The following is a 23,013-nucleotide window of genomic DNA, read 5'->3' as shown; positions in this document are numbered from 1 at the left end:
TTAGTCCCTGGTGAGAGGGTCACAACATGGCTTCGTGGAAGCGGGACTTCGCGAGCGGGCTGATCGTCCTCGGCCCGATTCTCATCACTCTCTACGTCATCTACTGGATCTACGGCCTCGTCGCCGGCGTCACCCCCGGACTCATCCTCGAACAGGAAGCCCTCCTCCCGCTTATTCCGGGTGACAGCGACCAGGCCGTCCAGACCCGCGAACAGCTCGCCCAGTTCCTTCGTGTGATCGTGACGCTGACAGTCTTCATTATCCTCACGCTCTCGGTGGGGTATCTCATGCGAACGACCGTCGGCGGGCTGGTCGAGCGGGTCGTCGACAACGTCGCGAACCGAGTGCCCGTCATGCGCGTCGTCTACAACGCTTCGAAGATGGCCGCCGAGACCGCCTTCGGCGAGCAAGAATCGCTCCAGACGCCGGTCAAACTCGAGGTCTGGGAAGGGCTTCGCATGACCGCGTTCAAGACGGGGAAGGTCACGGAAGACGGGCGGGAAGTGCTGTTCTTGCCAACCTCGCCGAACATCACGACCGGGTTCGTCATCGAGGTGCACTCCGACCGAATCGAAGAGCTCGACGAAGACGTCGAAGACGCACTCACGCGCGTTTTGAGCGCCGGGTTCGGCGACGCCGATCGACAACGTGGCATGGACGCCGGCGTCTCGATCGACGTCGTCGACGAGGCGAAAGCGAACAAGACACCGGAACGATCCGACGCGGACGACGACTGATCCGCTTGGCTGCCGACTCTCGTATGGGTTACTGTCAGTTGTTACCGGAGAGATCCAAGACCGATCGTGGTTTTGCCGGCAAACGGTTACAGCGATGGGTCTCGAGACTCGAGAACCGTTACCGACGTGGCCGCGAGACCGTCGTGCGCTCGAGCGGGTACTGACCGACAGGAAACCGTCTCATACGGTTTGCTGTAACGATTTGCCGGTGTGATTGCAGGACAAGTCGCGGTCGCACCGGAACTGACTGACAGTAGACCGTCTCAGACGTAGGTGAACCACTCGTCGTACTCGTCGGTCTTGCGCTCGACGACGTCGAAAAAGCGCGACTGGACGTCCTCGGTAACGGGGCCCCGCGAGCCGTCGCCGATCACGACGTTGTCGACCTTTCGGATCGGCGTAACCTCGGCCGCCGAACCGGTAAAGAACAGCTCGTCGGCAGTGTTGAGCTCGCCTCGAGAGATCGAGACGTTGTCGTGGACCGTATAGCCCAGGTCCTCGGCGAGCGTGATGACGGTGTCGCGGGTGATGCCATCGAGGATCGACTCCGAGAGGCCGGGCGTGTAGATCTCGCCGTCGCGAACGAGGAAGATGTTCTCGCCGGGACCTTCGGCAACGTGACCCTCCTTGTTGAGGACGATCGCTTCCGCGTAGCCGTTACGACGGGCTTCCTCGCCCGCGAGCATGCTGTTGACGTACAGGCCCGTCGTCTTGGCGTTCGTCGGGATCTGGCTCGAGGAGTGTTTGCGCCACGAGGAGATCATCACGTCGATGCCGTTCTCTAAGGCATCTTCGCCGAGGTAGGCGCCCCACGGCCAGACCGCGATGGCGGTTCGGGTCGGACAGTCCTTGGGGCTGACGCCCAGCGAGTTGTAACCGTAGAACGCGATCGGGCGGATGTAACAGGAGGGCAGTTCCTGGCGTTGGATGAGTTCGATCGTCGCCTCGGTGAGTTCCTCGATCGAGTGGTCGATCTCCATCTCGTAGGGCTTTGCCGACTGGAAGAGCCGTTCTAAGTGTTCCTCCCAGCGGAAGATGGCCGGCCCCTGTTCGGTGTCGTAACAGCGTGCACCCTCGAAGACGCCGCTTCCGTAGTGGAGTCCGTGCGTGAGGACGTGAATCTGCGCCTCGTCCCAGTCGACGTACTCCCCGTCCATCCAGATCGTGTCGACGTCCATCTCGTCGAATCCCATGATCGTAGGTGTTGAACACCACCGTACTAAGTGTTCGCGATTTTATCGACGCGACGAGCCATCAACGGCCGAGCCACCGACGGATCCCCGGTGCTCGATACGGACTACTGTACGTCGGGACAGGCGATACCACGTCCACACGGGACTTCGCCGGTGAACAGTGACAACAATCCGTCTGGGGCATCGTGCTCGGTCGGTTCCGCGCACGTCGATCCCGCGTCGGTCGGCGAACGCTCGAGCACAGACCGGTTAGATTTCCTGAATAGTCCGCGGAAACCGTTCACACACTTTCTACTACTGAACCAGAAACCGAAATATAACGGGTTTCAAAGGGTGGCGTATGGAGACATCGATCGACCGACGACGATTCGTACAGGTTGCGACAGGGAGTTCGGTGATCGCCCTCGCCGGTTGCCTCGGCGGAAACGGCGACGGCCAGGAGGAAAACGGCGACGACGATCACGATGATGACCACGATCACAGCGACGATCACGGTCACGGCGACGACGATACCGACGATTCGAGTTCAGAAGGGAGCGAAGGGTTCGTCTACGCGTTCGCCCCAAACACGATCGCGATCATCGACCCCGAAGACGGCGAGGTCGTCGACGAGATTACCGCCGGGCTCTCCGACGAAGGCTGGGGCGATCCGCGGATTACGGCCGACTACAGCGAAATCTACGTCATCCGGGAATCCCCCTCGCAAGTACTCGTCATCGACACCGAGAGTCGCGAGATCGTCGACGAAGTCGACGTCGGCCCGGGGCCGACGCACATGTACCACCCAAACGACGATGAGATGTGGGCACACAGCGACGACGAGGGAACCTTCTACGTCATCGACACCGACTCCCACGAGGTCACCGAGATCGTCGAGTCAGGCCTCGAGAACGAAGGGCACGGCAAACTGCTCTACCACGAGGACTTCGGCTCGACCGGGTACGCGACGAACGTCAACGATCCCGGCGTGCCGGTGATCGACCTCGAGAGCTACGAGCGAAGCGACTTCATCGAATTCGACGACGTCGACGATCAGGGTACCCACTACAAGGCCTACAGCCCGGAAACGGGACTGGCGTACTTCGAGTTCGGCGACGAGACGGTCGTCGTCGATCCCGAGAACGAGGAGATCGTGGACAGACTGGATTTCGCGGGCGGCATGTACCTCTCTCCGGACGAGCAGGTCATGGGCGTCCTCGACGGCGACAGCATCCGGTTCCTCGATGCGACGAGCGAGGACAGCGACGAACTCGGCGTCGTCGACGTCGGCGAAGGCCCCGACGCCCTGCGCTATCACGAGGGCGACGACGCGCTCTTTGCGATCACCGCACACACGATGACCGACGAGGCTTCGATCATCGACGTCGACGAACTCGAGGTAGTCGAGACGGTCGATATCGGCGATATCGTCCGACCCGATGGGGCGCCGTTCCTCCACCGATCCGGCGTCGCGGGTGGTGGCTACTTCATCTCGCCTGCCGACGCCGACGGGACCGTCGCAATCGTCGACATGGGGGCCCAGGAACTCGTCGATAACGTCGACGTCGAGGAGGGCGTCGACACCGTCCAGTACGTCGGCGACTCCGGCGTCGGCTACAGCAGCAGACTCAGGTGATCGACCGCGGGCTGGCGTACTCCCGCGAGACAGAGACACGAGCGACGTTTTCGACTGGGAAAGCGAAACGGAATAAAACACAGCGCCCAAAGATCAGGTATGGATGACACCGTCAGACGACGATCGGTTATCGGGGCTGTCGGCGGACTCGCAGTCGCTTCTCTCGCTGGCTGTCTCGACGATGGGGCAGACGGGGCCGCAGACGATACTGGCGGTGCTGGAGCCGACGACAGCGACAGCGACGAACCCGAACCCGAGGCTATCGGCAGTGACGAACTCGTCTACGCGTTCTCCCCGGATCAAATCTCGATTCTCGACCCCGCCGCCGGTGACGTCGTCGACGAAATCACCGACGAGTTCGACGACGAGTCGTGGGCGGATCCACAGATCACCCACGATTACGGACTGCTATTCGTCGTCGAGCAGTCGCTCAATCAGGTCCACGTCATCGACACCGAAACGCGCACCCACGAAACCGCGATCGACGTCGGTCCGGGAAGCAACCACATCTTCCACCCGGTCGACGACGAGATCTGGGTCCACGCCGACGACGATGGGGCGTTCTACGTGATCGACGTCGACGCCCTCGAGGTGAGCGAAATCGTCGAGGCCGGCCTCGAGGGAGAAGGCCACGGGAAACTGCTCTATCACGAGGCGATGGGCGACACTGGCTACGCGACGAACGTCAACAATCCCGGGATACCAGTTATCGATCTCGAGGCGTACGAACGGACGGGGTTCGTCGAGTTCGGCGACGGCGGCAGTACCCACTACAAGGCCTACGGCCCGCAAAACGGGCTCGCGTACGTCGAGTACCGTGGCAGGACGACCGTCGTCGACACCGAAACCGATGACGTCGTCGACGAACTCGACTTTACCGGCGGCATGTTCCTCTCGCCCGAGGAGGACCGACTCGCAATCGTCGACGACGAGGTCTATATCGTAGACGTGACCAGTGATAGCAGTGACGTACTCGGTAGCCTCGCGATCGACGGCGATCCCTCGACGGTCCGCTTCGGGCCCGACGGTGAGACCGCCTTCGTCGCGAACGCCGAATCGGGCGACGTCGCCGTCATCGATCTCGCGGAACTCGAGGAAGTCGACCGGCTCGAGGCGGGTGCGTTCGACGGCCGGAATCGGATGGCTGTCTCCGGCGACGAATACTTCGTCACGCCGGCGGACGCCGACGAGTCGGTCGCCGTCGTCGACATGACCGCCCAGGAAGTCCAACTGATCGATGTCGGCGCTCCCGTCGACACCGTCCAGTACGTTGGCAATTCCGGCGTAGGGTACACAGGCCGATACCGATGACTGACAGCTACCGACACCGATGACTGACAGCTACCGACGTCCCCGTTCGAACGCGACGCTTCTCGTAGTCGTCCTCGTCGGGGCGGTACTACTGACGAGTCTCGCGACGCCGGTCGCAGCTCACGCCTACCTGAGCGAGACCGACCCGGCGAACGGCGAGCAAGTCGACTCGCTACCGGACGAAGTGACGCTTTACTTCTCTGGTGACGGCGTCGTCAACGCCGATATCACCGTCGAGGATCCCGACGGCGAGGTCGTCTCCGAAGAGCCCCAGATCGATCCCGACGACACGCAAATCGTTCGCGTGCCGATCGACGACGACGCGGCCGGTGACGATGGAATGTACGCCGTCGAGTGGGAGGTGCTCGCCGACGACGGCCACACCACCTCCGGCTCGTTCTTCTTCGCCGTCGGCGACGAACCGCTCGACCGCGACGCCGTCCTCGAGGCCTACGAGGATGACGAGGCCGACGAGTCGATCCCACCGATCGAAGCCGGAGCGAAAGCGCTGTTGCTCGTCGGCGTCGTCGGCCTACTCGGGATTCCGGCGGTCGCGACGCTCGCGGTCCGCCCGGTTTTCGCTCGAGCGGACGCCCCCGTCCGATCGCGCGTCGACGGACGGATCGGCCGGCTCCTCGTCGGAGCCGCCGGCCTTACGCTCGTGGGCGCGATCGGCCTCGGACTCGCCAGAAGTACCGCACTGGGCCCGCTCTCGCTCGAGACGATCTCCCAGTTCGTCGAGACTCCCCTCGGCGAGGCCTGGATCGTACAGGTCGCACTCGCCGTTTGCCTGACGGGACTCGCCGCGGCCGCCGCTCGAGGGGTCGTCGCGAAACGGGTCTCGTCCGTCGCCGCGTTCGGGGGTGCGCTCGCCGTCGCGGGAACGATCGCCTGGACGAGCCACTCGGCGACGGCGATCGACCGGTTCCAGGGCGCGGCGGTCGACTTCGCACACCTCCTCGGCGCCGGCCTCTGGGCGGGGGGGCTCGCCGTCCTCGCGCTGGTCGTCGTCCCCGCGATTCGAAACGCGAAACCGGACGACCGAGCGGACCTGCTCGCGCGAACGATCGGACGATTTTCCATCCTCGCATTCATCGGCGTCACGCTCGTGGTGGCGTCAGGATTCGTCCTCGCGTCGTGGCACGTCCCGACCGCCGACGGACTCACGGAGACGACCTACGGCCTCACGCTGGTCGCAAAACTCGCCCTCGCCGCCGTGGCGCTCGGGCTCGGCGGCCTGTCGCGATTCGTGCTCCTCCCACGGCTGGCGGCCGACCGGCGACCCGAATCCGCCGACGGCCCCCAGCCCGCGAGTACGGACGGCGGCGTCGAGCGCTCGAACGAAGACCGGTCGGTCTCGACGTTCGCGCGCTCGGTCCGCCTCGAGGTCGCCCTGCTGGTCGTCGTGGTGGTACTCTCGGGCGTACTTACGTCCGCGCCGACGGCCGCGGTCGCCGACGGCGACGACCTCGTCGAGTCGACTATCGAGTACGAGTACGACGACCATCTCGTCGAGGTGACGGCGTTTCCCGCCGCCGAGGAGACGGCGGGCGATACGCTCGTTCTCGAGTCCGACGAGCCGATCGTCTTCGAGGTGGCGTTTCTCGACGACGACGGCGAGACGGTGGCGTCCGACCAGCCGGTCCGTCTGCTCGCGAGTAGCGAGGACGGTACGGAGTTCGAGGTCGAACTCGAGGAGATCGACGACGGCGCGTACGCGGTCGTTCAACCGCTCTCCGACGAGGGGACGTGGGAGATTCGGATCACGGGAGCGCCCGAAGGATCGTACGTAAGCGAGTGGGTCGATGCGGTAGTGGTTCCTGCTGACGACCACGACCACGCCGAGGATCACGATCACGAAGGACACGCCGAAGACCACGACCACACCGAGGACCACGATCACGCCGACCATCCCGAAGATCACGACCACGAAGAGCACGCCGAGGACCGCACAGACGAAGCTGAGGCGACGGTATTCCAGACTCTCCTCCAGTTCGGCGCCGTCGTTACGGTGATCGGCGGAGTCATCGCGGTCGCACTCGAGTCGGTCCGGCTCCGAGACGGGCGATTCGACTGAGGACAATTCGACTGCGGACGATTCGACTGCGGGCGGCCGAAAGGCGAGGGGGATCGGAAGATGTCGGAATCCAGCACCGAGGGCGCCGAACGGGCGTCGTGCGGTCTACCGGAAGTCGTTCCCGCCACACCCGGAAGACCGGGCCGAGTCCGGCGGGAAATGGTTACAACGGATCCGGTGAATCGCCAGACAACGTCGATCGAGACGTCACGCTGGAACGATCATGGAGACCGCCTCGAGAAATTCAGCGATGGCGAACCGATTTGTCGATCCCAGGAAGACAGTGGGGCACTACAACCCGATGCAACGTGGTGATTCACCGGAGCCGTGTGAATCATTTCCGTTGTTACGATATGGAGATTCAAACGCATTGTTATCACACACGATATGGAGAAAATATTCAATCGTGTGTGTTCAACAAAACCATTCATGAATCGAAGAACTGTGTTAGCTTCAACTATAGGAATAATGGGTGGAATAGCAGGATGTCTCACCAGTCCAGAGAACAATCAAGACGGCCAAGGTGGCAGTCAGAATTCAGTTACTGATGAGAGTCACGATTGCCCAGAAATAGCATATTTCCAGGCATATCTCCACCCGGAACACCCTCACGAAAGAGAGGTATATGATGCAGAGGACGATGATTTTATGAGTTATGATAATATATCTGAGCTTCTTTCAAAAGCCGGAGAAGAGTATTCTGAAGAACCACAAGACGAGATAGATGAGAACAGCCCCACACTTCTCGCGCAAGTAAGTGATAATTCAATAAGCAGAGGAGACGAGCTCAATGAAGAACTTAATCAGAAGATTGGAGACGGAGTCTATGTCGAACATGAGGATGTAGTATATTTCATAGAATATCGTCTCGAAGTCTGCTAATATCTGACCGAAGGATCGTAGTGAATCACCATACGGCGTTGGATTTGTCTAGCTCACAGCACGCTTGATATTATAGGCGAAAAACATCGAGAAAACATCACTTAACTCTCAATGGTTGATCAGCGGTCTTACGTCCGCTTCCCGGAGTTTATCACGCAGTCGGTGCCAGGCGAGCTGCGTGTCGTGACGTTTCTCAGGTTTACAGTGAATGTCGAGGATGGCTCGTGCAGCTGTGCCGACAGGCCAACAGCACTCGACAGACTGCCATCTTGATCCGGTCAAACGCTTTTACTAGCGTCGAGTGATCTGGGAAATCGGCCTTGAGAAGGCCGATCTCCGCCAGAATTTGTGGCATTTCGCTCAGGAGGTCGAGCGCCTCGCGGTAGGATTCTCCAGGTGAATCCGCAGACAATGCAGCGAAACGACGGCGTAGTCGGCGAATCCGCCGCCATCCTGCGGGGGGACGGATTCGCCTCGACCACCAACAGCACTTTTAGCCAACGTCACGACCTTCCCTGTGAAGCGAAAATTTTGGACATAGACCATCCGCCGTTTCCCGCTTCGATTCCCTAGTTCTGACGACCAAGTCGACGCTTTCTGGCGATTCACCAGGGCCGTTCCAACAATCCGTATCAGGGAGAATCGACCGGTGGCTCGAGGAGACTATCGACGAGCCGGGTGAACCGATCGACCAGTCGGTCGGGCACCGTCGGCTCGACGGCCGACAGGAGTCGGCCGGTTCGATCGGGGTTCGCGAGCCGAAGCGAGACCCGATTTCGCGCGTCGTAGGACTTCTCGACGATCTCGCGCTCGACGAGCCGGGAGAGATGGTACTCGAGGGTGCTTCTGGCGATGCCGAGCGCGTTGGCGACCGAATCCGGGTCGGCGGGCTCGTGTTCGATCAGGTGAACGACGATTTCGCGGGCGGTCTCGCGACGGAATAACGCGAGGGCCGCTCGCTCCCACTCGTCGTACGACGGCGGGTAGTAGTGAGTTCGACCGTAGAACTCGGCTCTGACGAGGTGGTTGCCCTCGATGAGTCGTCGGACGTGATACTGGATCTGTCCCGGCGCGAACTCGGATTCGCGGACGAGTTCGTTGAAGTGGATACCGGCATTTTCCTGGACGTGCGCTTCGATCTGTCGTCGTGTCTCGTTCATTGGTATCGGTCCCGTTTCCGTCGATCGTGGTGGCCTACTCGAGTCTATAACCTAGACGATGATAACAGGTTTCGATCGTTCCAGGGAACTGAGAACCGTCATATGACCCGTCCGTTTCCGGAAATCGGGCCATTTTCGGGAAGATTCCAGAACCGCCAGCGACGATGACCGAAGCACATACGTGTCTCTCCACCCGACGTAGCGTAGCGGAGATGCACCACACGAGTCCGTTCGAAATCGGGTGGCTCGATCCACAGCTCGCCCCCGTCCTGCTCGCGGTCATCGTTCTTGCGGCCGTCGGAACGACGATCCTGTTCGGCTGTGGCGTCGTCGCCTACTCCCGTCGAGGGTCGACGCGATACCTCCTGATCACGCTCGTCCTCGGCTTGCTCGCCGCACGCTCGTTCGTCGGCCTCGGGACGGTCTTCGGCGTCGTCCCGATGACGGTCCACCACCTCGTCGAACACGGACTCGACTTCACCATCGCCGTCTTGATCCTCTATGCCGTCTACCGGAGCGGTCCCGGTGCGGAACGGAACGCGGCAGGAACCGACGACTGATACGGTCTACTGTCAGTCAGTACCGGTGCGACCACGACCCGCCCTGCGGTCACACCGGTAAATTGTTACAGCAGATCGTATGAGACCGTTTACTGTCCCGGTGTACCGGCACAACCGTCGTTCGGGTCGCAGTTGTGCTGGTGCTAGAACTGACGGACAGCAGGCCGTCTGGGCGGTCACGACAGCTTCGCGAGGACGTCCCGACCCTCCAGATAGGTAAACCCGTGACGCCGGGCGTACGCGCGGGCGTCGACCGGCGAGAGCTCCTCGCCAGTTTCGTCGTCGAGCATCTCACAGACGACGACCGCAGGTGAGAGGTCGGCCGCCCCCGCGAGCGCGATGCCCAGTTCGGTGTGGCCCTCCCGCTGGTCGAGCAGTTCGGGTGCGGCCTTCAACAGGTGGACGTGACCGGGCGCTCGAAACTCTTCGGCGAACGTGACGTCGTCGGGTGAGGCGGCGGCCGCTCCCAGCGCCTGAATCGTCCGCGAACGATCCTTGTCCGTGACGCCCGTGTACGTCTCCCGGTGGTTGACCGTCAGCGAGAACGAGGATCGTTCGTCGTAACCGAGGTCGTGGTCGCTCGCCGCGGGATGGTCGACTTCTTCCGTCAGAAACGGTAGGTCGAACGCCTCGGCCGTCTCGTGGTCGAACGCCGCACAGATGAGCCCCCCGGCGTCGTTTCGCATCCGTGTGACCGCCGCGGGCGTGACCGCGTCGGCGTGGTAGATGAGATCAGTCTCCCCCTCCCGGTCGGCGGCGTCGTGGACGAGGACGGGGTCGCCGGCGCGAAGCGCATCGAGCGCCGCCTCGAGTGGACTGTCGTCGATCGACGCCGGCCCGTCCGTTCGCCCCTCCGCGTTCGGACGTGGTTCCGTCCAGTTGCCCGTCATTAGCGATCACCCAGCGAGACCGTGACGTGATCACCGTCGTCGAGTCCGAGGACGTCGCGAAGTTTCTCCGGGGCGATAACCTCGAGTTGGTCGTCGTCGTGGTGGGTGCGCTCGGGTGCGATAACGTGTGCATTCTCGTAGCGGTCGCCAGCGGCCGTTTCGACGGCCGCAGGCCGACAGACCGCAGGACCGTACGTGCGCTCGTCGTCCTCCCAGCCGTCGATCGGGATCGGCTCGAGCGAGGTGACCGCTCCCCGCCGACGAACGCTCTCCTCGTCGAGGTCGACGTTGAGCGTGCCGGGGAACGGTTCGTACCCCAGTCGCGTCTCGAACTGGCGCTTGTATCCTGGAAGCGAGATGTAGTGGCGTCCTTCGCCCATGCCGCCGGTCACGAATCCGTCGAGATCGACGGTCGAATCGGTCTCGAACACCCGCCGATAGTCCTCGTACTCCGCGTGGAGCGTCCGCTCACCCTCGTCGGTGATCTCGACCCACTGCCCGTCGCTAACCGTATCCCGGACGACGAGATCCGCGCTTTCGAGTCGCTGGAGTCGTCGTGAGGCAGTCTGGTTCGACGCGTCGAGGCGGTCCGCGAGGTCCGAACACGAGATTTTGACGTCACCCTCGAGTCCCCCCTCGAGTGCGAGAAGTTTGAGAACGGCGAGTTCGTCGAAGCCAACGGCCGATCCCGCTGAGACTGACATACCTACTCGTTTGAGATAGGTTCTCAAAAGCGTATCGAATCTGTGGGCCGTAACGATTTTGTGACGGTGGCGGCGGCGAACGGCGGACGGCGGCGGACGATACTCGAGTGTTGGGTGACCGAGAGAAAAAATCATCGGTCTCCGGATTCGCCGAGACGATCGGTGTCAGCGTCGAACGCACGTCTAATCGCGTCGTCGATCCGGGCGACGTGATCGGGGTCGAACGTGAAAAACCCGTCCCACACCCTGGGTTCGGTCTCGACGGAGACGAGTGCGGCTCCATCCGTGGTGGTTCGATCGGGTGGGCGGTACACGACGAACCACGAGTCGCGGTAGGCTGGCCCGGTTCCGGCGTGTACCGTCGACTCGAAGGACGGATGCTCGCCGTCGTCGACGCCGTAGACGTGGACGTCGACGTCGGTTTCGGCGAGGTCCCCGTAGATCCGCTGGGTCCCGATCTCGTCGTCGATCCGCGAGAGTTGCTGGAACGCCGATCGGAGCGTCCCGGCGTTGCCCATCCATGCTAACTGTTCGATGTACCGCGAGACGAGTATCAACAGCAGTTTCTCCTTGTGTGCGAGCGGATACCCCCGCATCCGGAGGCGGCTATCCGCGAGACCGCACAACACGTTCGGAAGCTCGATTTCGCCGAGGCCGCGGGAACCGGTCGTGAACAGATCCGAGTTGATCGCCAGGATCGATTCGTAGAGTGTTTCCATCGGGGACGCGGCGACCGGTGTGCCCTCCTCGAGCAATACGGCGGCCGTCCCACCGGACTCGACGACGGTCGCGACGGCGGGGTCGAGTTCGTCTCCGTCAGCGCTCGAGTCGTCGCCGGTCGTGTCGACGGTGATCCCAGCGTCGGCAAACGCGTCGCCGAGTAGGGCCGCAAGCGCCCCCGGCACGTCATCGCCGACGACCGCGATCGTGTAATCGACGTCGCCGACCTCGTCGACGAGCGAACGCGAAATCACGTACGTCGCTAGTTCGGGACGAAGTATAATTGTTCTCGCCGCCACGTTTCACGTCGGAGAAGTCGGCGGCTCGCCGTCGTCGATCAGTCGCCGGTGACCGCGTCGCGCTCCCAGAACTCGCTGTCTTTTTTGAGCTTCGGGACCCACGTATCACTGGTCTTCGAGAGCAAGGCAACTCGAGAGGCGGGGACCTCCTTGCACTCGGTAAACGCCGGCATGTACTCCTGGATCGATTCCGCGAACTCGACGACCTCGTCGTGGTCGGGCATCGACGACCGATCCAACCGCCCGCGGGAGTGGCCGATGTGCATGTACGCTTTCAGTTCGACGAAGTCGGGGTCGGCCTGCTGGTAGAAGCCCGCATACCAGTCGGGGTGGTGCATGTTCTCGCCTTTGACGAGCGTGGTTCGCAGAACCGTTCTGGTCTCGTCTTTCTCGGCGAGAACGTCCATCGTCTCGAGCAGGCGGTCCCAGGCGTCGTCCTCCATCGCCTTGACGACCCGATCGAAGGTGTGGCGTTCGGGCGCGTCGACGCTGACGTACAACTGCGTCGGATCGCACTCGCGAAGCACTTCCGGGCGGGTGCCGTTGGAGACGAGGAACGTCGTGATGTCCCGGTCGTGGAAGGCGTCGATGAGTTCGGGCAGGTAGGGGTAAAGCGTCGGTTCGCCGTCGAGTGAGATGGCGACGTGACGCGGTTCCATCGACTCCTCGAAGACCTCGCGGGGGACCTCCTCGTTGCCGCCAAAGCCCGACAGTAGTTTCTTCTGGAGGGAGATCGAGGCGTCGACGACGGCTTCGGGGTCGTCCCACTCGACGTCGTCCATCTCGTAGGCGTGGCCGTTGTGGTCGCGCCAGCAGAAGACACAGCGCTCGTTGCACCTGACCACGGGCGTCATCTGGATACACCGATGTGACTCGATGCCGTAGTAGATGTTCTTGTAACACTTTCCCTCCCCGCGCAGGGCGTTTGCGGTCCAGCCACAGGTCTGGGCCGCCGTGTGGTTCTCGCTGTGGTAGTCCGGGCTCGAGACCTGTGCCGGGCCGCCGTCGTCGCCCTCGTCGGCGTTCGTCCCCGCCCCTGTCGGGGAATCGCCGGTGTCGGCGGAGTCGCTCATGATAGCGTCGATTCGAGTGGCGCGGACAAAAGCCGTGTGGTGTCAGTCTCGGAGCCCGGTCGCCCGGCTGGCGGTGATCACTCCTCGGAACCGTCGTCCCCTCGAGTCGATTCGGACGGGGCGTGTGGAAGCTGTCCGGGTTCGGCCGGTTCGTCGCCCTCGGTCACGACCTCGCGCTCGAACGTGTAGAGGACGAGCCCCGTGTTCGCGGTCATGATGACACCCGTCGTCGGGACTGTCGCGAACAGATACAGCGAGACGCCGACCAGAAACGGGATCGCGGCCACGGCGGCCCACAACTGCGGTCGGGCGATCTCCGAGCGGACCGCGTCCCAGCGGATGATCCAGAAGATGGCGGCCGTCGCTACGAGTCCGAGCGCAGCAACCAGTGGCGACTCCACGACCATACCGACGAATCCGGTCGACGACGGCAAAAGGGTTCCGTGAGCGAGCGATACCCTCTCGGAAGTATAGTACACGCTGAAAGTCATTGCACACCCGGTCACGAACATCGGCGGCCAGCCTCGGCTTCGTTGTCGAGGCTGGCCGCTTGGCTGTGACCGGGCGTAAATCGTTTCAACGAGTTCTATAAACACTTTTGTCCCGTATCGGGATCTATTCCAGCATGTTCGATGGCATCGGTTCGATCGGCGACGTCAACGCGGTTCGCAGTCCGAACACGATCCAGTACGGGATGGGGGCGACGGCGAAACTCGAGGACTACGTTACCGACGAGGGAATCGAGTCGGCGCTGGTCGTCACCGACGAGGGCGTACTCGAGGCCGGCGCGACCGACCCCGTCTTCGACGCGCTCGAGGCCGTCGATGTCGACGTCCACACGTACGACGGCGTCACGCCGGAACCGAAACTCGAGCTCGTCGAACACGCGGCCGACGAACTGACGCGGGTCGATGCCGACCTCGTGATCGGCGTCGGCGGCGGCTCCAGCCTCGATACGGCGAAAGCCGCGTCCGCGCTGGCCGAACACGACGTCCCCGTCCGTGAGCTACTCGGGATGGGGAACGTCCCCGGGCCCGGCAGACCGACGGTGCTGTTGCCGACCACTGCCGGAACCGGCAGCGAGGTAACGCACATCGGCGTCTTCGCCGACGGCGACGACGGCGGAAACAAGAAGGTCGTCTACTCCGATCACCTCTTCGCAGAACTGGCGATCGTCGATCCGGAACTGACGCGCTCACAGCCCCCGGGAGTCGCGGCCGCCACCGGGATGGACGCGCTCACCCACGCCGTCGAGGCGTACGTCTCGACGCTTCGAACCCCCTACACCGACGCGCTCGCACGACGGGCGATCGAGTTGGTCGGCGACACCCTCCGGGAGGCGGTCCACCAGGGCGAACACAACGACGAGGCCCGCTACGGGATGAGCCTCGCTGCGATGCTCGGCGGCCAGGCGTTCGTCAACTCCGGGCTCGGGGCCGTCCACGCGCTCACCTACCCGCTCGGCACCGAGTGCGGGCTCGGTCACGGGCTCGCCAACGCCGTCTTGCTCCCACACGTGATGGCGTACAACGTCCCCGCCGAAGCCAACCGATTCGCCGATATCGCAACGCTTCTCGGGGTCCCCGAACGCGACGGAGAAACGACCCTCGAGCACGCCTACCGCGGCGTCGAGGCCGTCGAGGACCTCAACGACGATATCGGGATTCCGAACCAGATCGGCGATCTCGAGGCGGACGTCGACCCGGACGCGTTCGACGCCTTCGCCGACATCGCACTCGAGCACTCTCGGCACAACGTCGATCGGAACCCGCGGCGGATGACGAAAGACGATATCGTGAACGTCTTCGAGACGGCGTACTGACGGCAATCAGCCGAGCGTCAGCGACAGGATCCCGACCGCAAGCGCCGAGGTGACGATCGAGAGCGGAACCCCGAGGAGCAACAGCGTCCGAATCGGGACGCGGACGTCCTCGTCGGAGGCCGCCTCGAGCGCCAGAAGCGTCGCGGCGGAGGCGATCGGCGTCGCGTTTCCTGCGAGCGTGCTCACCGCGGCCAGCAACAACCAATCGGCGGTCGCCTCGGCGGGGAGACCGGCGGCGAGCAAGACCACGGCGGGGACGTTGCTCACGAGATTCGAGAGGGCGAACGTCCCGGCGGCAAGCTGGGGTTCGCCGTCGATCGACTCGACAGCGTCCAGCAGGGCCGTCCCGTCGAGGCCGGCGACGAGTGCGAACAGCCCGGCGAACAGGACGAGTACGCTCCAGTCGACGTCCGCGAAGATCTCGTCGCCGGCGACGCGGCGAAAGCCCTGGAGCCACGCGAGGTGGACGACGGCGGTCGACGCCGCGATCGTTCCGGCGCCGATGTGGGGAAAGATGAGCAACGCGAGGAACGTCACGACGACGAAGCAGATGCTGGTTCCGGCCCAGACGCGGTCGAACTCGACGGGGTCGGCCACGGCGAGCGCACCGTCACTCGGCGTGATCGGGAGGAGAAACAGCGCGGCGACGACCAGGCAGACGGCCGCGACGGGGGTCAACGCCGTGACGAACTCGAGCGTCGTCAGGTCGCTTTCGGCCAGAATAAACGCGTTCTGTGGGTTACCAAGCGGCGTCGCGACGCTGCCGATATTCGCGCCGAAGACGACGGCGAGAACGGGGGCGACCGGGTCCGCGTCCCCTCTGTCGGCCGCGACGATGAGTATCGGCGTGAGCAACAACACCGTCGCGTCGTTGAGCGCGAATGCGCTGAGCACCGCCGAAAGCGCGAGTGCGCCGAGGGTCAGCCGCCGCGGGGTCCGGGCGATCGCGACCAGCCGAGTGGCCGTCCACTCGTAGAACCCCGAGCGGGCGAGAGCAACGACGTGGACCAGCATGCCGAACAACAAGAGCAACGTCTGGACGCTCATCGACTCGAGTGCGCGTGAGGGCGAGACGATCCCGAGTGCGAGTAAGACGACGGTCCCCGTGGCCGCAGTCACCGACCGTGAGAGGGGATAGCGCCCGATCCGCCTCACGAACAGCAAGGCGAAGGTGGCGAGAACGACGAACGTCGCGACGAGACCGCCACCGAACTCGATCACGGTGGATGTACTATCGTCGTCACCGATAGCTGTACTGACTGCTCACGGAATCGATCGCCCCGTCGGTCGACGACTCGAAGTGACGGCCGATCACGTATCCGTCGGTCGGCGACTCGAGGCGACGGCTGATTGCGTCGCCCGCGATCGGCGCTCACTCCTGGTCGCATCCCACTCGAGTCGACAGCGCGTCGGTCTCCCGGCCGCGAACCCGCTCGTGTGGCTGTCACTCCTGGCCGCGAACCCGCTCAAGGACCGCCAACGTCCCGTCCGCGTGGACGTCCTCCAGGACCTCGTCGGCGGCCGCCTTCGCATCCTCGTCGGCGTTCTCGACGGCGAAACTTCGACCGGCGACCGCGAACGTCGAGACGTCGTTGATCGAGTCGCCGACCGCGACGACGTCTGCGAGGTCGAAGCCCACGTGGTCGGCGATTCGCTCGATGCCGTCGCCCTTGTTCGGCGTCGTATCTTTGACGTGGTAGGCGTAGCCGGTGTCGATCACCTCGAGGCCGTAGTCGGCGGCGATCTCCTCGAGTGGCTCTCTGGGCTGTTCGCGGTTGACGGCGATTTCGGTCTCTCGCCAGCGATTCACGGTGTCTTCTCCGCCCCAACCCAGCGAGTAGCCCGCCTCGCGGTAGGCCTCGGCGACGGCTCGAGGGGCCTCGCGATCGGCGGTAACGAAGACGTCGTCGCCGGTGTAGACGACGCCGCCGTTCTCGGCGACGACCAGTTCCGGAATCGCGGCGAAGTGACAGAGCGCGATCGGGTACGGAAACGCCTTCCCGGTGGCGACGACCACGGGGCCATCCCACGCGCGAAGCGGTTCGAAAATACGGGAGTCGATTCCCCAGCCATCGGGGCGGGTCAACGTGCCGTCGATGTCGAGTGCGAGCGGCGGATCGGCGGTCATACACCTCCGTCGGTTACCAGTCGTCTAAAGCGGTCGGATGCCGGCGAATCCTCGAGCGGGCTCGGCGGATCAGCCGAGAGGGGCGATCCAAATCCGTTCCTCGGGTCAGTCAGCTCTCCACGAGACGACCGCAACCGGGAGGACCACCCACGCGAGAAGGACCGCGAGTCCGAAGAGGTTCGGTGCGTGCGGGTGCGTCGCGGACTCGCCGAGAACGAGCGTCTCGAGCAGTCTCGGAAGGTAGTACAACGCGCCGTCGAACGCCTCGTACGGGTTCAACCGGGTCAGATACAGGTACCAGGTCGGCTCCGCGAGACTCGCGAGCAACGCGGGTTGTTCGACGTCCACCGCGGTGTCGCCGGTGAGGGCGTAGGAGACGAACACGACGACCGTCTCCCGCCAGAGAAATGCGAACAGGACGTACAGGCCGACTGCGAGTCCGATCGCCCGTCGTCTCGTCTCGAGGAGCCTCGAGGCGCCGACCGCGATCGCCACCCAGACCAGTCCGAACAACGCCACGGCGGTCAGTCCCCCGACGAAAGAGGACACCAGCACCACGCCGGGTCGCACGGCGACGAGTGCGGCCAGCAGACAGACGACGATCGAGACCGCGACGACGACCACGACGGCTCGGCCGACGAACGACTCGAGAAACCGCTCGGTTGGTCCCGTCAGAGCGCCACAGTCGGACGAATCCGATCCGCGCTCGTCGCGGATCGAGACCCATCCCACGAAGATCGCAAACGGGGGAAGCCACAGTTGCGCCTGCCGGATCGCCAACAGGAGCGGTCTATCCTCGTTCGCGAGAAGCGCCGAGAACATCCAGGGAACCCATCCCAGCAGTACGGCGACCGAAAACAGCGCCGTCGCGATCCAGACGGGCCACGAGCGTACGAGCCCATCGAGGTCGCTCCGTGTTGCCGTGAGGACGTTACGCATCCGAGTCACCGTCCGGTAATCGATTGGGGGAAATCATCTGCGGTGGACCGGTTGTAAAGACCATCACGTTGCCATTAATACTACCGACCCAACCGGTCGGTTCGAGAAACGAGGCGGTGCTCGTCGAGGACGTGGCAAGCGCCGAGTCGCGGTTGTGGCGAGCGAGGGTGTGTCGAGTCACAGTGTGTGGTGAGTCACACCGACGAATCCCGTGATGGAGTCAAGCGGACGTTCGTGTGTTCGCCTCGATCAACTGGATTAGAACGGACGCGAACCGCGATCCCGAACTCCAGATTGCGGTCTCGTCACCGTCGTCGTCGATCACGCTCAACAGGATCCCGTCGTCGTCGACGATGACGATCCGGCCGGAGCGTCGGTCGTCCCCGTGGTGGGCGGGTGGGGGTCTCGCATCGACTCCCTCGAGCGAGCCGAGTCGCTCCCGAATCGACTCGGTCCGACTCACGACGGCTACCGATGCGTCGGCGGCCGCCCGCTCACCGAGCGTCCGCGCGATCTGGTCGGTGACGAGTTCGGGCAGTCGGGTTCCGAAGACGACCCGCTCGTTCGCACTCGAGAGGAGATCGACGACCCGGTCGTCGACCCGATCGCGCCCGCGAACGGTCCAGATGTCTTCCTGGGTCTCCTCGCCGGTCGACTCCTCGCTCACTCGATCGACGTAATCGAACGCCCGGTCGCGCTCGCACTCGAATCGTCTCTCGAGAGTCTCTTCGGCCTCTTCGGCGCTGACCGGTCTGTAGCGGATCGGATTCGACTGCTGGACCTCGAGCAGGCCGCGTTCCTCGAGGCTCTCGGCGACGCTGTAGACCTGCGAGCGGGGGACGTCGGTGATTCGAGCGACGTCTCGTGCGGTCCCCGAGGCGATCCTGTGGAGGGCGATGAACACCTTGGCCTCGTAGCTCGTGAGCCCGAGTCGTTCGAATGCCTCGACGGCTTCGTTCTCGTCGACGTTCACGACTCGTCACCTCCGCTCGAGTCGGTATCGGTCGTCTCGGCCGCGGCCCCATCGTCGCCGCCGTCGGCGTGTTCGGGCATCCCGCCGTCGCTCGCCGTCGGCGTCGGCCGCCGGACCGGCGGAGCGTCGAACGAGACGTCGGGACCGAACAATCGGGTCCAGAGGACGAGCAACGTCGGGAGGACGACGACGCTCGCGAGGAACGCGTACGTGATCGTCAACGCGGTGATGATCCCGAACTGCTCGAGGACCGGGAGGATGGCAAACGCCAGCGTGCCGAAGCCACCGACGGTCGTCGCCGCACTTCCCAGCAACGCACCACCGGTCCCGGTAACCGTCGTTTCGAGGGCCGACCAGACGTTGCCCTGGCGCTCGAGTTCGAGGGTGTACCGGGAGCTAACGTGAATGCTGTAGGCGACCCCGAGGCCGATCGTGAGGCTGGTGATCATCCCCGTCAGGACGTTAAACGGCATCCCGATGAGGTACATCGTCCCGAGGATCCAACTGACGGCGAACGCGACGGGTAACAGCGTCACGACGCCGAGTGTCGCGCTGTTCCCGGTCAGGCGATAGGCGGCCGAGAGGAACGTAAACACCGCGACGAGCGTAATAAGCAGGCTCTGAAGAACGGTGTCGAGCAGATCCTGCTCGACGATGTAGTTGACGATCGGATCGCCGGTCGCGATCGCGCTGACGCCGCCCCCACCGGCGAGAACCGCCGCAGTATCGTCGTTCGTCGACTCGTTGTCCGCCGACTCGTCAGCTATTTCGTCACCGCTCGTCGATCCGCCGTCTCTTTCGTCGCCGTCCGCCGACTCGCCGCCCTCGAGTCCACGGTCGTCGCCGACGCCATCGTCGTCGATCGTCGCCGCGATGGCCCGCATCTCGTCGGTGGTCTGCTCGAACGCCGCATCACCCTCGACGGCGACGATCAGCCGAGCGGCGTCGTACGTCCCGTCGTCGCTCCGGTGGAGGACCTGACTCGCCTCCTCCTCGTTGACCTCGAACAGTTCGTCGTACAGCTCCTCGACGTTCTCGTCGGGGAGGCCGTCGCCCGTGGTGTCGGCGGCCTCGAACGACTCGTTGAACGACTCGTTCTGGGCGGCGGTGTCTTCCATCACCGACAGCGGCCCCTGGACGTCGGCATCGCCACTCGCCAGCGTGTACGCGACGTCGCTGTCCGCGGCCTCCTCCTGGGCCGTCTCAAGGCGTTCCAGAACGTCGCCGTCGGCGACGTCACCCTCGACCAAAATCTGGGCCTGCAGGTCGTCGCGCTGGAAGTTCTCGTTGACGAAATCCAGGTCGGCCGACGCCTGGTACTCGCCGGGTGCCATCCCGCCGGGGAGCGACTCCGTCCACGCCGGCGGGCTCTCCGCGAGGAAGTCCTCCTCGTCGAAGCTGGTGTCGACCTGCGTCGCGCCGTAGACCCCGCCGGCGGTCACGAGCAAGACGACCAACAGGAGAACCAGCGGCGCCCGTCTCGCGGCGACCGCGCCGACGGAGAGGACGTCGCCCAGCCGGCCGCCACCGGTCCCGAACGCGCGCTTACGGCGGTCGAACCCTCGAGCCTCGAGCGCCGAGTCGATCTCGACTTTCGCGGCCGGAATCAGCCCACCGAAAACGATCAGCGCCGCGAGGATGCCGAACGCACTCACGACGCCGAACTCCTGGATCGGACCGATCGGGCTGATCAGGTTCGCGAGAAATCCGATCGCGGTCGTCGCGGTAACCCAGACGAGCGCGATCCCGACTCCCGCGAGCGCGACGGCCATCGATCCGCGGACCGGACTCGAGTCGGTGATGGAACGATCCCCCTGTTCCCGTTTCCCACGGTTCCCTTCGCTCCCCGTTCGCTCGTCCGGGACGCGTGGCGTCTCGCGTTGTTCTCTGTACCGCATGAAGACGTGAATCGCGTAATCGATCGAGAGCCCGATCAGCAAGACGGGGATCGCGATCATCATCTGGTTGAACGCGATCCCCGCCCAGCCCATGAAGCCGAACGTCCAGACCAACACCGTGACGATGCCGACGACCCCGAGGACGATGTCGAGCGGGTCGCGGTAGGCGATCAGGAGCGCGGCGACGACGAACGCGAGCGCGAGCGGCCCGACGATCGCCAAGCTGTCACCCATCGAGCGGTCGATTTCGTCGGTGATGATGCCGACGCCGAAGACGATCTGGTCGTGTTCGTGACCGGCCGCAAGCTCCTGTAAGTCGAGTTGGGTCTCGAGGACGTCCTCGTCGACGGCACCCGTCTCGACGTCGGCGTCGCCGATCTCCTGGGTGACGAACGTCATCCGCGCGTCAGCCTCGGTCGATCCCGGATCGTAGTCCGACGGCATGAACCCGAGAGCCGCCCCCTCGTTCTCGTCGTCGTCCGACAGCGAATCCTCGAGGGCTTCCTCGAACTCGTCGTCGTCGATCTCCTCGAGCGCCTCGATCTGTTCGTCGAGCGTCGGCCCCTCGTCGTCCTCGAGGTCCGCTTGCATCTCTTCGAGTTCCTCGGCGTCCTCACCGAGCTGTTCGTACTCCTCCTCGAGTTGTTCGCTCGCTTCTTCGAGCTGTTCGCTATCCGCCTCGAGTTGCTCGCTCTCTTCTTCGAGTTCCTCGGCGTCTTCCTCGAGTCGTTCGTACTCCTCCTCGAGAACTCCCATCGTCGCGCCGAGGTAGACGTCCTCGAGTCCCTCGGAGAGCTCCTGGTACTCGGGAACCTCCGCTGGCTCGTCGGTCGTCTGTTCGATCGCGAACCGATCGGATTCGATCGCCCGCGCCTGTTGGGCGAGTTCCTCGTACTCGGCCGCCTGCTCGTCATCGAGACCCGCGGTCGCCTCCTCGATCGTCGCGTCGAACTCCGCCTCGAGTTCGGCCGAACCCTCCTGATACTCGGGGTCGGTCTCGTCGGCGGTCGCGGCCAGTTCCTCGTACTCGCGCTGGATACCGATCGACGCGTCGATTCCCTCCTCGAGGCGCTCGCTCGTCTCGTTCAACTCCGCCTCGCGTTGCTCGATCTCGGCGCCGCGCTCTTCGAGTTCCTCGCCGCGCTCTTCGAGTTCGGCGCCGCGTTCTTCGAGCCCTTCGCTCGTCTCGTTCAACTCCGTTTCGCGTTCCTCTACGTCCTCGCCGAGTTCCTCGAGTTCTTCGACCTGCTCGTTCGTGATCGCCGTGATCGCGACGATATTCTCGACGCCGGTGATCGCGTCGTCTTCGACGAGCGTCTCGTCGATCGATTCGTTCGCCCTGATCTCCGCCTGGAACTCGAGGGACTCGAGCAACGACTCCCGCGTGAGGACGTTCTCGCCATCGCCGCGGGTAATCACCTGCACGCTCGTCGTCTCCTCCTCGTCGTCGCCGCCGAAGCGGTCGTCGATCTCCGCCATCGCTTCGCCCTCCGGCGAGTCGCTCTCGAACTGCTCGAGCGAGGAATCGTCGTCGATCATCAACATGCCGGCGCCGACCAGCGCCGTCGTAAGCAAGAGTACAACGAGAACGATGCGCCCGTTGGAGGTGACGAACTTCGCGATCCGATCCGCCGCGCTCATTCGATCTCCTCCATCGACTCGAGGTAGACAGGTTCGAGGACCATGCTGTTGTTACGATCCTAAAAACACGGTCGGATATACGTGTTTGCAATATTACACTATCGTGAACGTCACGACTACTGATACACACTCCTGTCCCTGAAACACTAATTGTGGCCCAATATTGTCCTTCCGCCATACCTGACATACCTCATACCAGTTCAATATTTGACAACGACACTTCATAGGGACTGTTGTAAGTCGTTACCGGCGAAACCACAGGCGGATCGTGGTTTCACCGGTAAATCGTTACAACAATCCCATCGACCCGCTACTGGGTGGCCCGACTCCAGACGTGGGCCGTCCGTCCCATCCAAACGTGAACGGTAGACGGCCGACAATACGAGAGACC

Annotated in this window: 19 protein-coding genes and 1 pseudogene; 7 read left to right on the top strand and 13 right to left on the bottom strand. The window is 63.6% G+C overall.

Features of this window, described 5'->3' with window-relative positions:
* The first annotated feature begins 26 nt into the window (after positions 1 to 26).
* Positions 27 to 737 (top strand): DUF502 domain-containing protein, encoded by a 711-nt coding sequence (locus AB7C87_RS22865; RefSeq protein ID WP_369731839.1) that lies wholly within the window; start codon positions 27 to 29, stop codon positions 735 to 737.
* Positions 738 to 1,000: 263 nt separating this feature from the next.
* Here the strand turns inward: AB7C87_RS22865 and AB7C87_RS22860 are convergent, their stop codons facing one another.
* The gene (locus AB7C87_RS22860) at positions 1,001 to 1,930 is read right to left on the bottom strand and encodes a branched-chain amino acid transaminase (protein ID WP_369731838.1); all 930 of its coding nucleotides are present in this window, start codon (positions 1,928 to 1,930) and stop codon (positions 1,001 to 1,003) included.
* A gap of 340 nt (positions 1,931 to 2,270) precedes the next feature.
* Here AB7C87_RS22860 and AB7C87_RS22855 point away from each other — a divergent pair, with 340 nt between their 5' ends.
* The 4 genes from AB7C87_RS22855 (at position 2,271) to AB7C87_RS22840 (ending at position 7,815) form a co-directional block, all read left to right on the top strand.
* Complete coding sequence (locus AB7C87_RS22855; protein WP_369731837.1) at positions 2,271 to 3,545, top strand: beta-propeller fold lactonase family protein; 1,275 nt, start codon at positions 2,271 to 2,273, stop codon at positions 3,543 to 3,545.
* 99 nt (positions 3,546 to 3,644) lie between these two features.
* Positions 3,645 to 4,856, top strand: a complete 1,212-nt coding sequence (locus AB7C87_RS22850) for a YncE family protein (protein ID WP_369731836.1) — start codon at positions 3,645 to 3,647, stop codon at positions 4,854 to 4,856.
* Positions 4,857 to 4,875: 19 nt separating this feature from the next.
* A complete protein-coding gene (locus tag AB7C87_RS22845) occupies positions 4,876 to 6,933 on the top strand; it encodes a copper resistance CopC/CopD family protein (protein ID WP_369731835.1) in 2,058 nt (685 codons plus the stop codon).
* Between the two features lie 429 nt (positions 6,934 to 7,362).
* Entirely contained in the window at positions 7,363 to 7,815 is a 453-nt protein-coding gene (locus AB7C87_RS22840) for a hypothetical protein (RefSeq protein WP_369731834.1), read from the top strand.
* Positions 7,816 to 7,926: 111 nt separating this feature from the next.
* Here the strand turns inward: AB7C87_RS22840 and AB7C87_RS22835 are convergent.
* Positions 7,927 to 8,354, bottom strand: a pseudogene (locus AB7C87_RS22835) (transposase); the annotation flags it as partial.
* Positions 8,355 to 8,447: 93 nt separating this feature from the next.
* A complete protein-coding gene (locus AB7C87_RS22830; protein WP_369731833.1) occupies positions 8,448 to 8,975 on the bottom strand; it encodes a winged helix-turn-helix transcriptional regulator in 528 nt (175 codons plus the stop codon).
* 212 nt (positions 8,976 to 9,187) lie between these two features.
* Between AB7C87_RS22830 and AB7C87_RS22825 the strand changes: the two genes are divergently transcribed.
* On the top strand, positions 9,188 to 9,535 hold the full coding sequence (locus AB7C87_RS22825; protein ID WP_369731832.1) for a DUF7471 family protein: 348 nt from the start codon (positions 9,188 to 9,190) through the stop codon (positions 9,533 to 9,535).
* Positions 9,536 to 9,711: 176 nt separating this feature from the next.
* Here the strand turns inward: AB7C87_RS22825 and ribB are convergent, their stop codons facing one another.
* The 5 genes from ribB to AB7C87_RS22800 all read right to left on the bottom strand — a co-directional run bounded on the left by ribB (position 9,712) and on the right by AB7C87_RS22800 (position 13,628).
* Positions 9,712 to 10,425, bottom strand: a complete 714-nt coding sequence (gene ribB, locus AB7C87_RS22820; protein WP_369731831.1) for a 3,4-dihydroxy-2-butanone-4-phosphate synthase — start codon at positions 10,423 to 10,425, stop codon at positions 9,712 to 9,714.
* Entirely contained in the window at positions 10,425 to 11,129 is a 705-nt protein-coding gene (locus AB7C87_RS22815) for a DUF120 domain-containing protein (RefSeq protein ID WP_369731830.1), read from the bottom strand. The genes ribB and AB7C87_RS22815 overlap by 1 nt, the downstream gene beginning before the upstream one ends.
* Before the next feature lie 131 nt (positions 11,130 to 11,260).
* Positions 11,261 to 12,103: a histidine kinase gene (locus AB7C87_RS22810; protein WP_369731829.1), complete on the bottom strand. Its 843-nt coding sequence runs from the start codon at positions 12,101 to 12,103 to the stop codon at positions 11,261 to 11,263.
* 83 nt (positions 12,104 to 12,186) lie between these two features.
* Positions 12,187 to 13,221 carry a 4-demethylwyosine synthase TYW1 gene (gene twy1 / locus AB7C87_RS22805; RefSeq protein ID WP_369731828.1) on the bottom strand — a complete coding sequence of 345 codons (1,035 nt, stop codon included), beginning with the start codon at positions 13,219 to 13,221 and terminating at the stop codon, positions 12,187 to 12,189.
* 77 nt (positions 13,222 to 13,298) lie between these two features.
* Positions 13,299 to 13,628: a hypothetical protein gene (locus AB7C87_RS22800; protein WP_369731827.1), complete on the bottom strand. Its 330-nt coding sequence runs from the start codon at positions 13,626 to 13,628 to the stop codon at positions 13,299 to 13,301.
* A gap of 218 nt (positions 13,629 to 13,846) precedes the next feature.
* Here AB7C87_RS22800 and AB7C87_RS22795 point away from each other — a divergent pair, with 218 nt between their 5' ends.
* Positions 13,847 to 15,043, top strand: coding sequence for an iron-containing alcohol dehydrogenase (locus AB7C87_RS22795; RefSeq protein WP_369731826.1), 1,197 nt, complete (start codon positions 13,847 to 13,849; stop codon positions 15,041 to 15,043).
* 6 nt (positions 15,044 to 15,049) lie between these two features.
* Here AB7C87_RS22795 and AB7C87_RS22790 read toward each other — a convergent pair whose 3' ends face one another.
* From AB7C87_RS22790 to AB7C87_RS22770, 5 genes are all read right to left on the bottom strand, one after another.
* A complete protein-coding gene (locus tag AB7C87_RS22790) occupies positions 15,050 to 16,264 on the bottom strand; it encodes an ArsB/NhaD family transporter (protein ID WP_369731825.1) in 1,215 nt (404 codons plus the stop codon).
* Between the two features lie 223 nt (positions 16,265 to 16,487).
* A complete protein-coding gene (locus AB7C87_RS22785; protein ID WP_369731824.1) occupies positions 16,488 to 17,171 on the bottom strand; it encodes an HAD-IIB family hydrolase in 684 nt (227 codons plus the stop codon).
* A 105-nt stretch (positions 17,172 to 17,276) separates the two neighbouring features.
* Complete coding sequence (locus tag AB7C87_RS22780; RefSeq protein WP_369731823.1) at positions 17,277 to 18,110, bottom strand: ABC transporter permease subunit; 834 nt, start codon at positions 18,108 to 18,110, stop codon at positions 17,277 to 17,279.
* A 220-nt stretch (positions 18,111 to 18,330) separates the two neighbouring features.
* Entirely contained in the window at positions 18,331 to 19,083 is a 753-nt protein-coding gene (locus tag AB7C87_RS22775) for a TrmB family transcriptional regulator (RefSeq protein ID WP_369731822.1), read from the bottom strand.
* Entirely contained in the window at positions 19,080 to 22,622 is a 3,543-nt protein-coding gene (locus tag AB7C87_RS22770; protein ID WP_369731821.1) for an efflux RND transporter permease subunit, read from the bottom strand. Before AB7C87_RS22770 ends, AB7C87_RS22775 begins: the two co-directional genes overlap by 4 nt.
* Positions 22,623 to 23,013: the final 391 nt, after the last annotated feature.

This window comes from Natrarchaeobius versutus (assembly GCF_041205745.1).
Classification (GTDB): Archaea; Halobacteriota; Halobacteria; order Halobacteriales; family Natrialbaceae; genus Natrarchaeobius; species Natrarchaeobius versutus.
The sequence above is the reverse complement of the archived record's forward strand: the minus strand, read 5'-3'. Positions and strand labels throughout refer to the sequence as shown.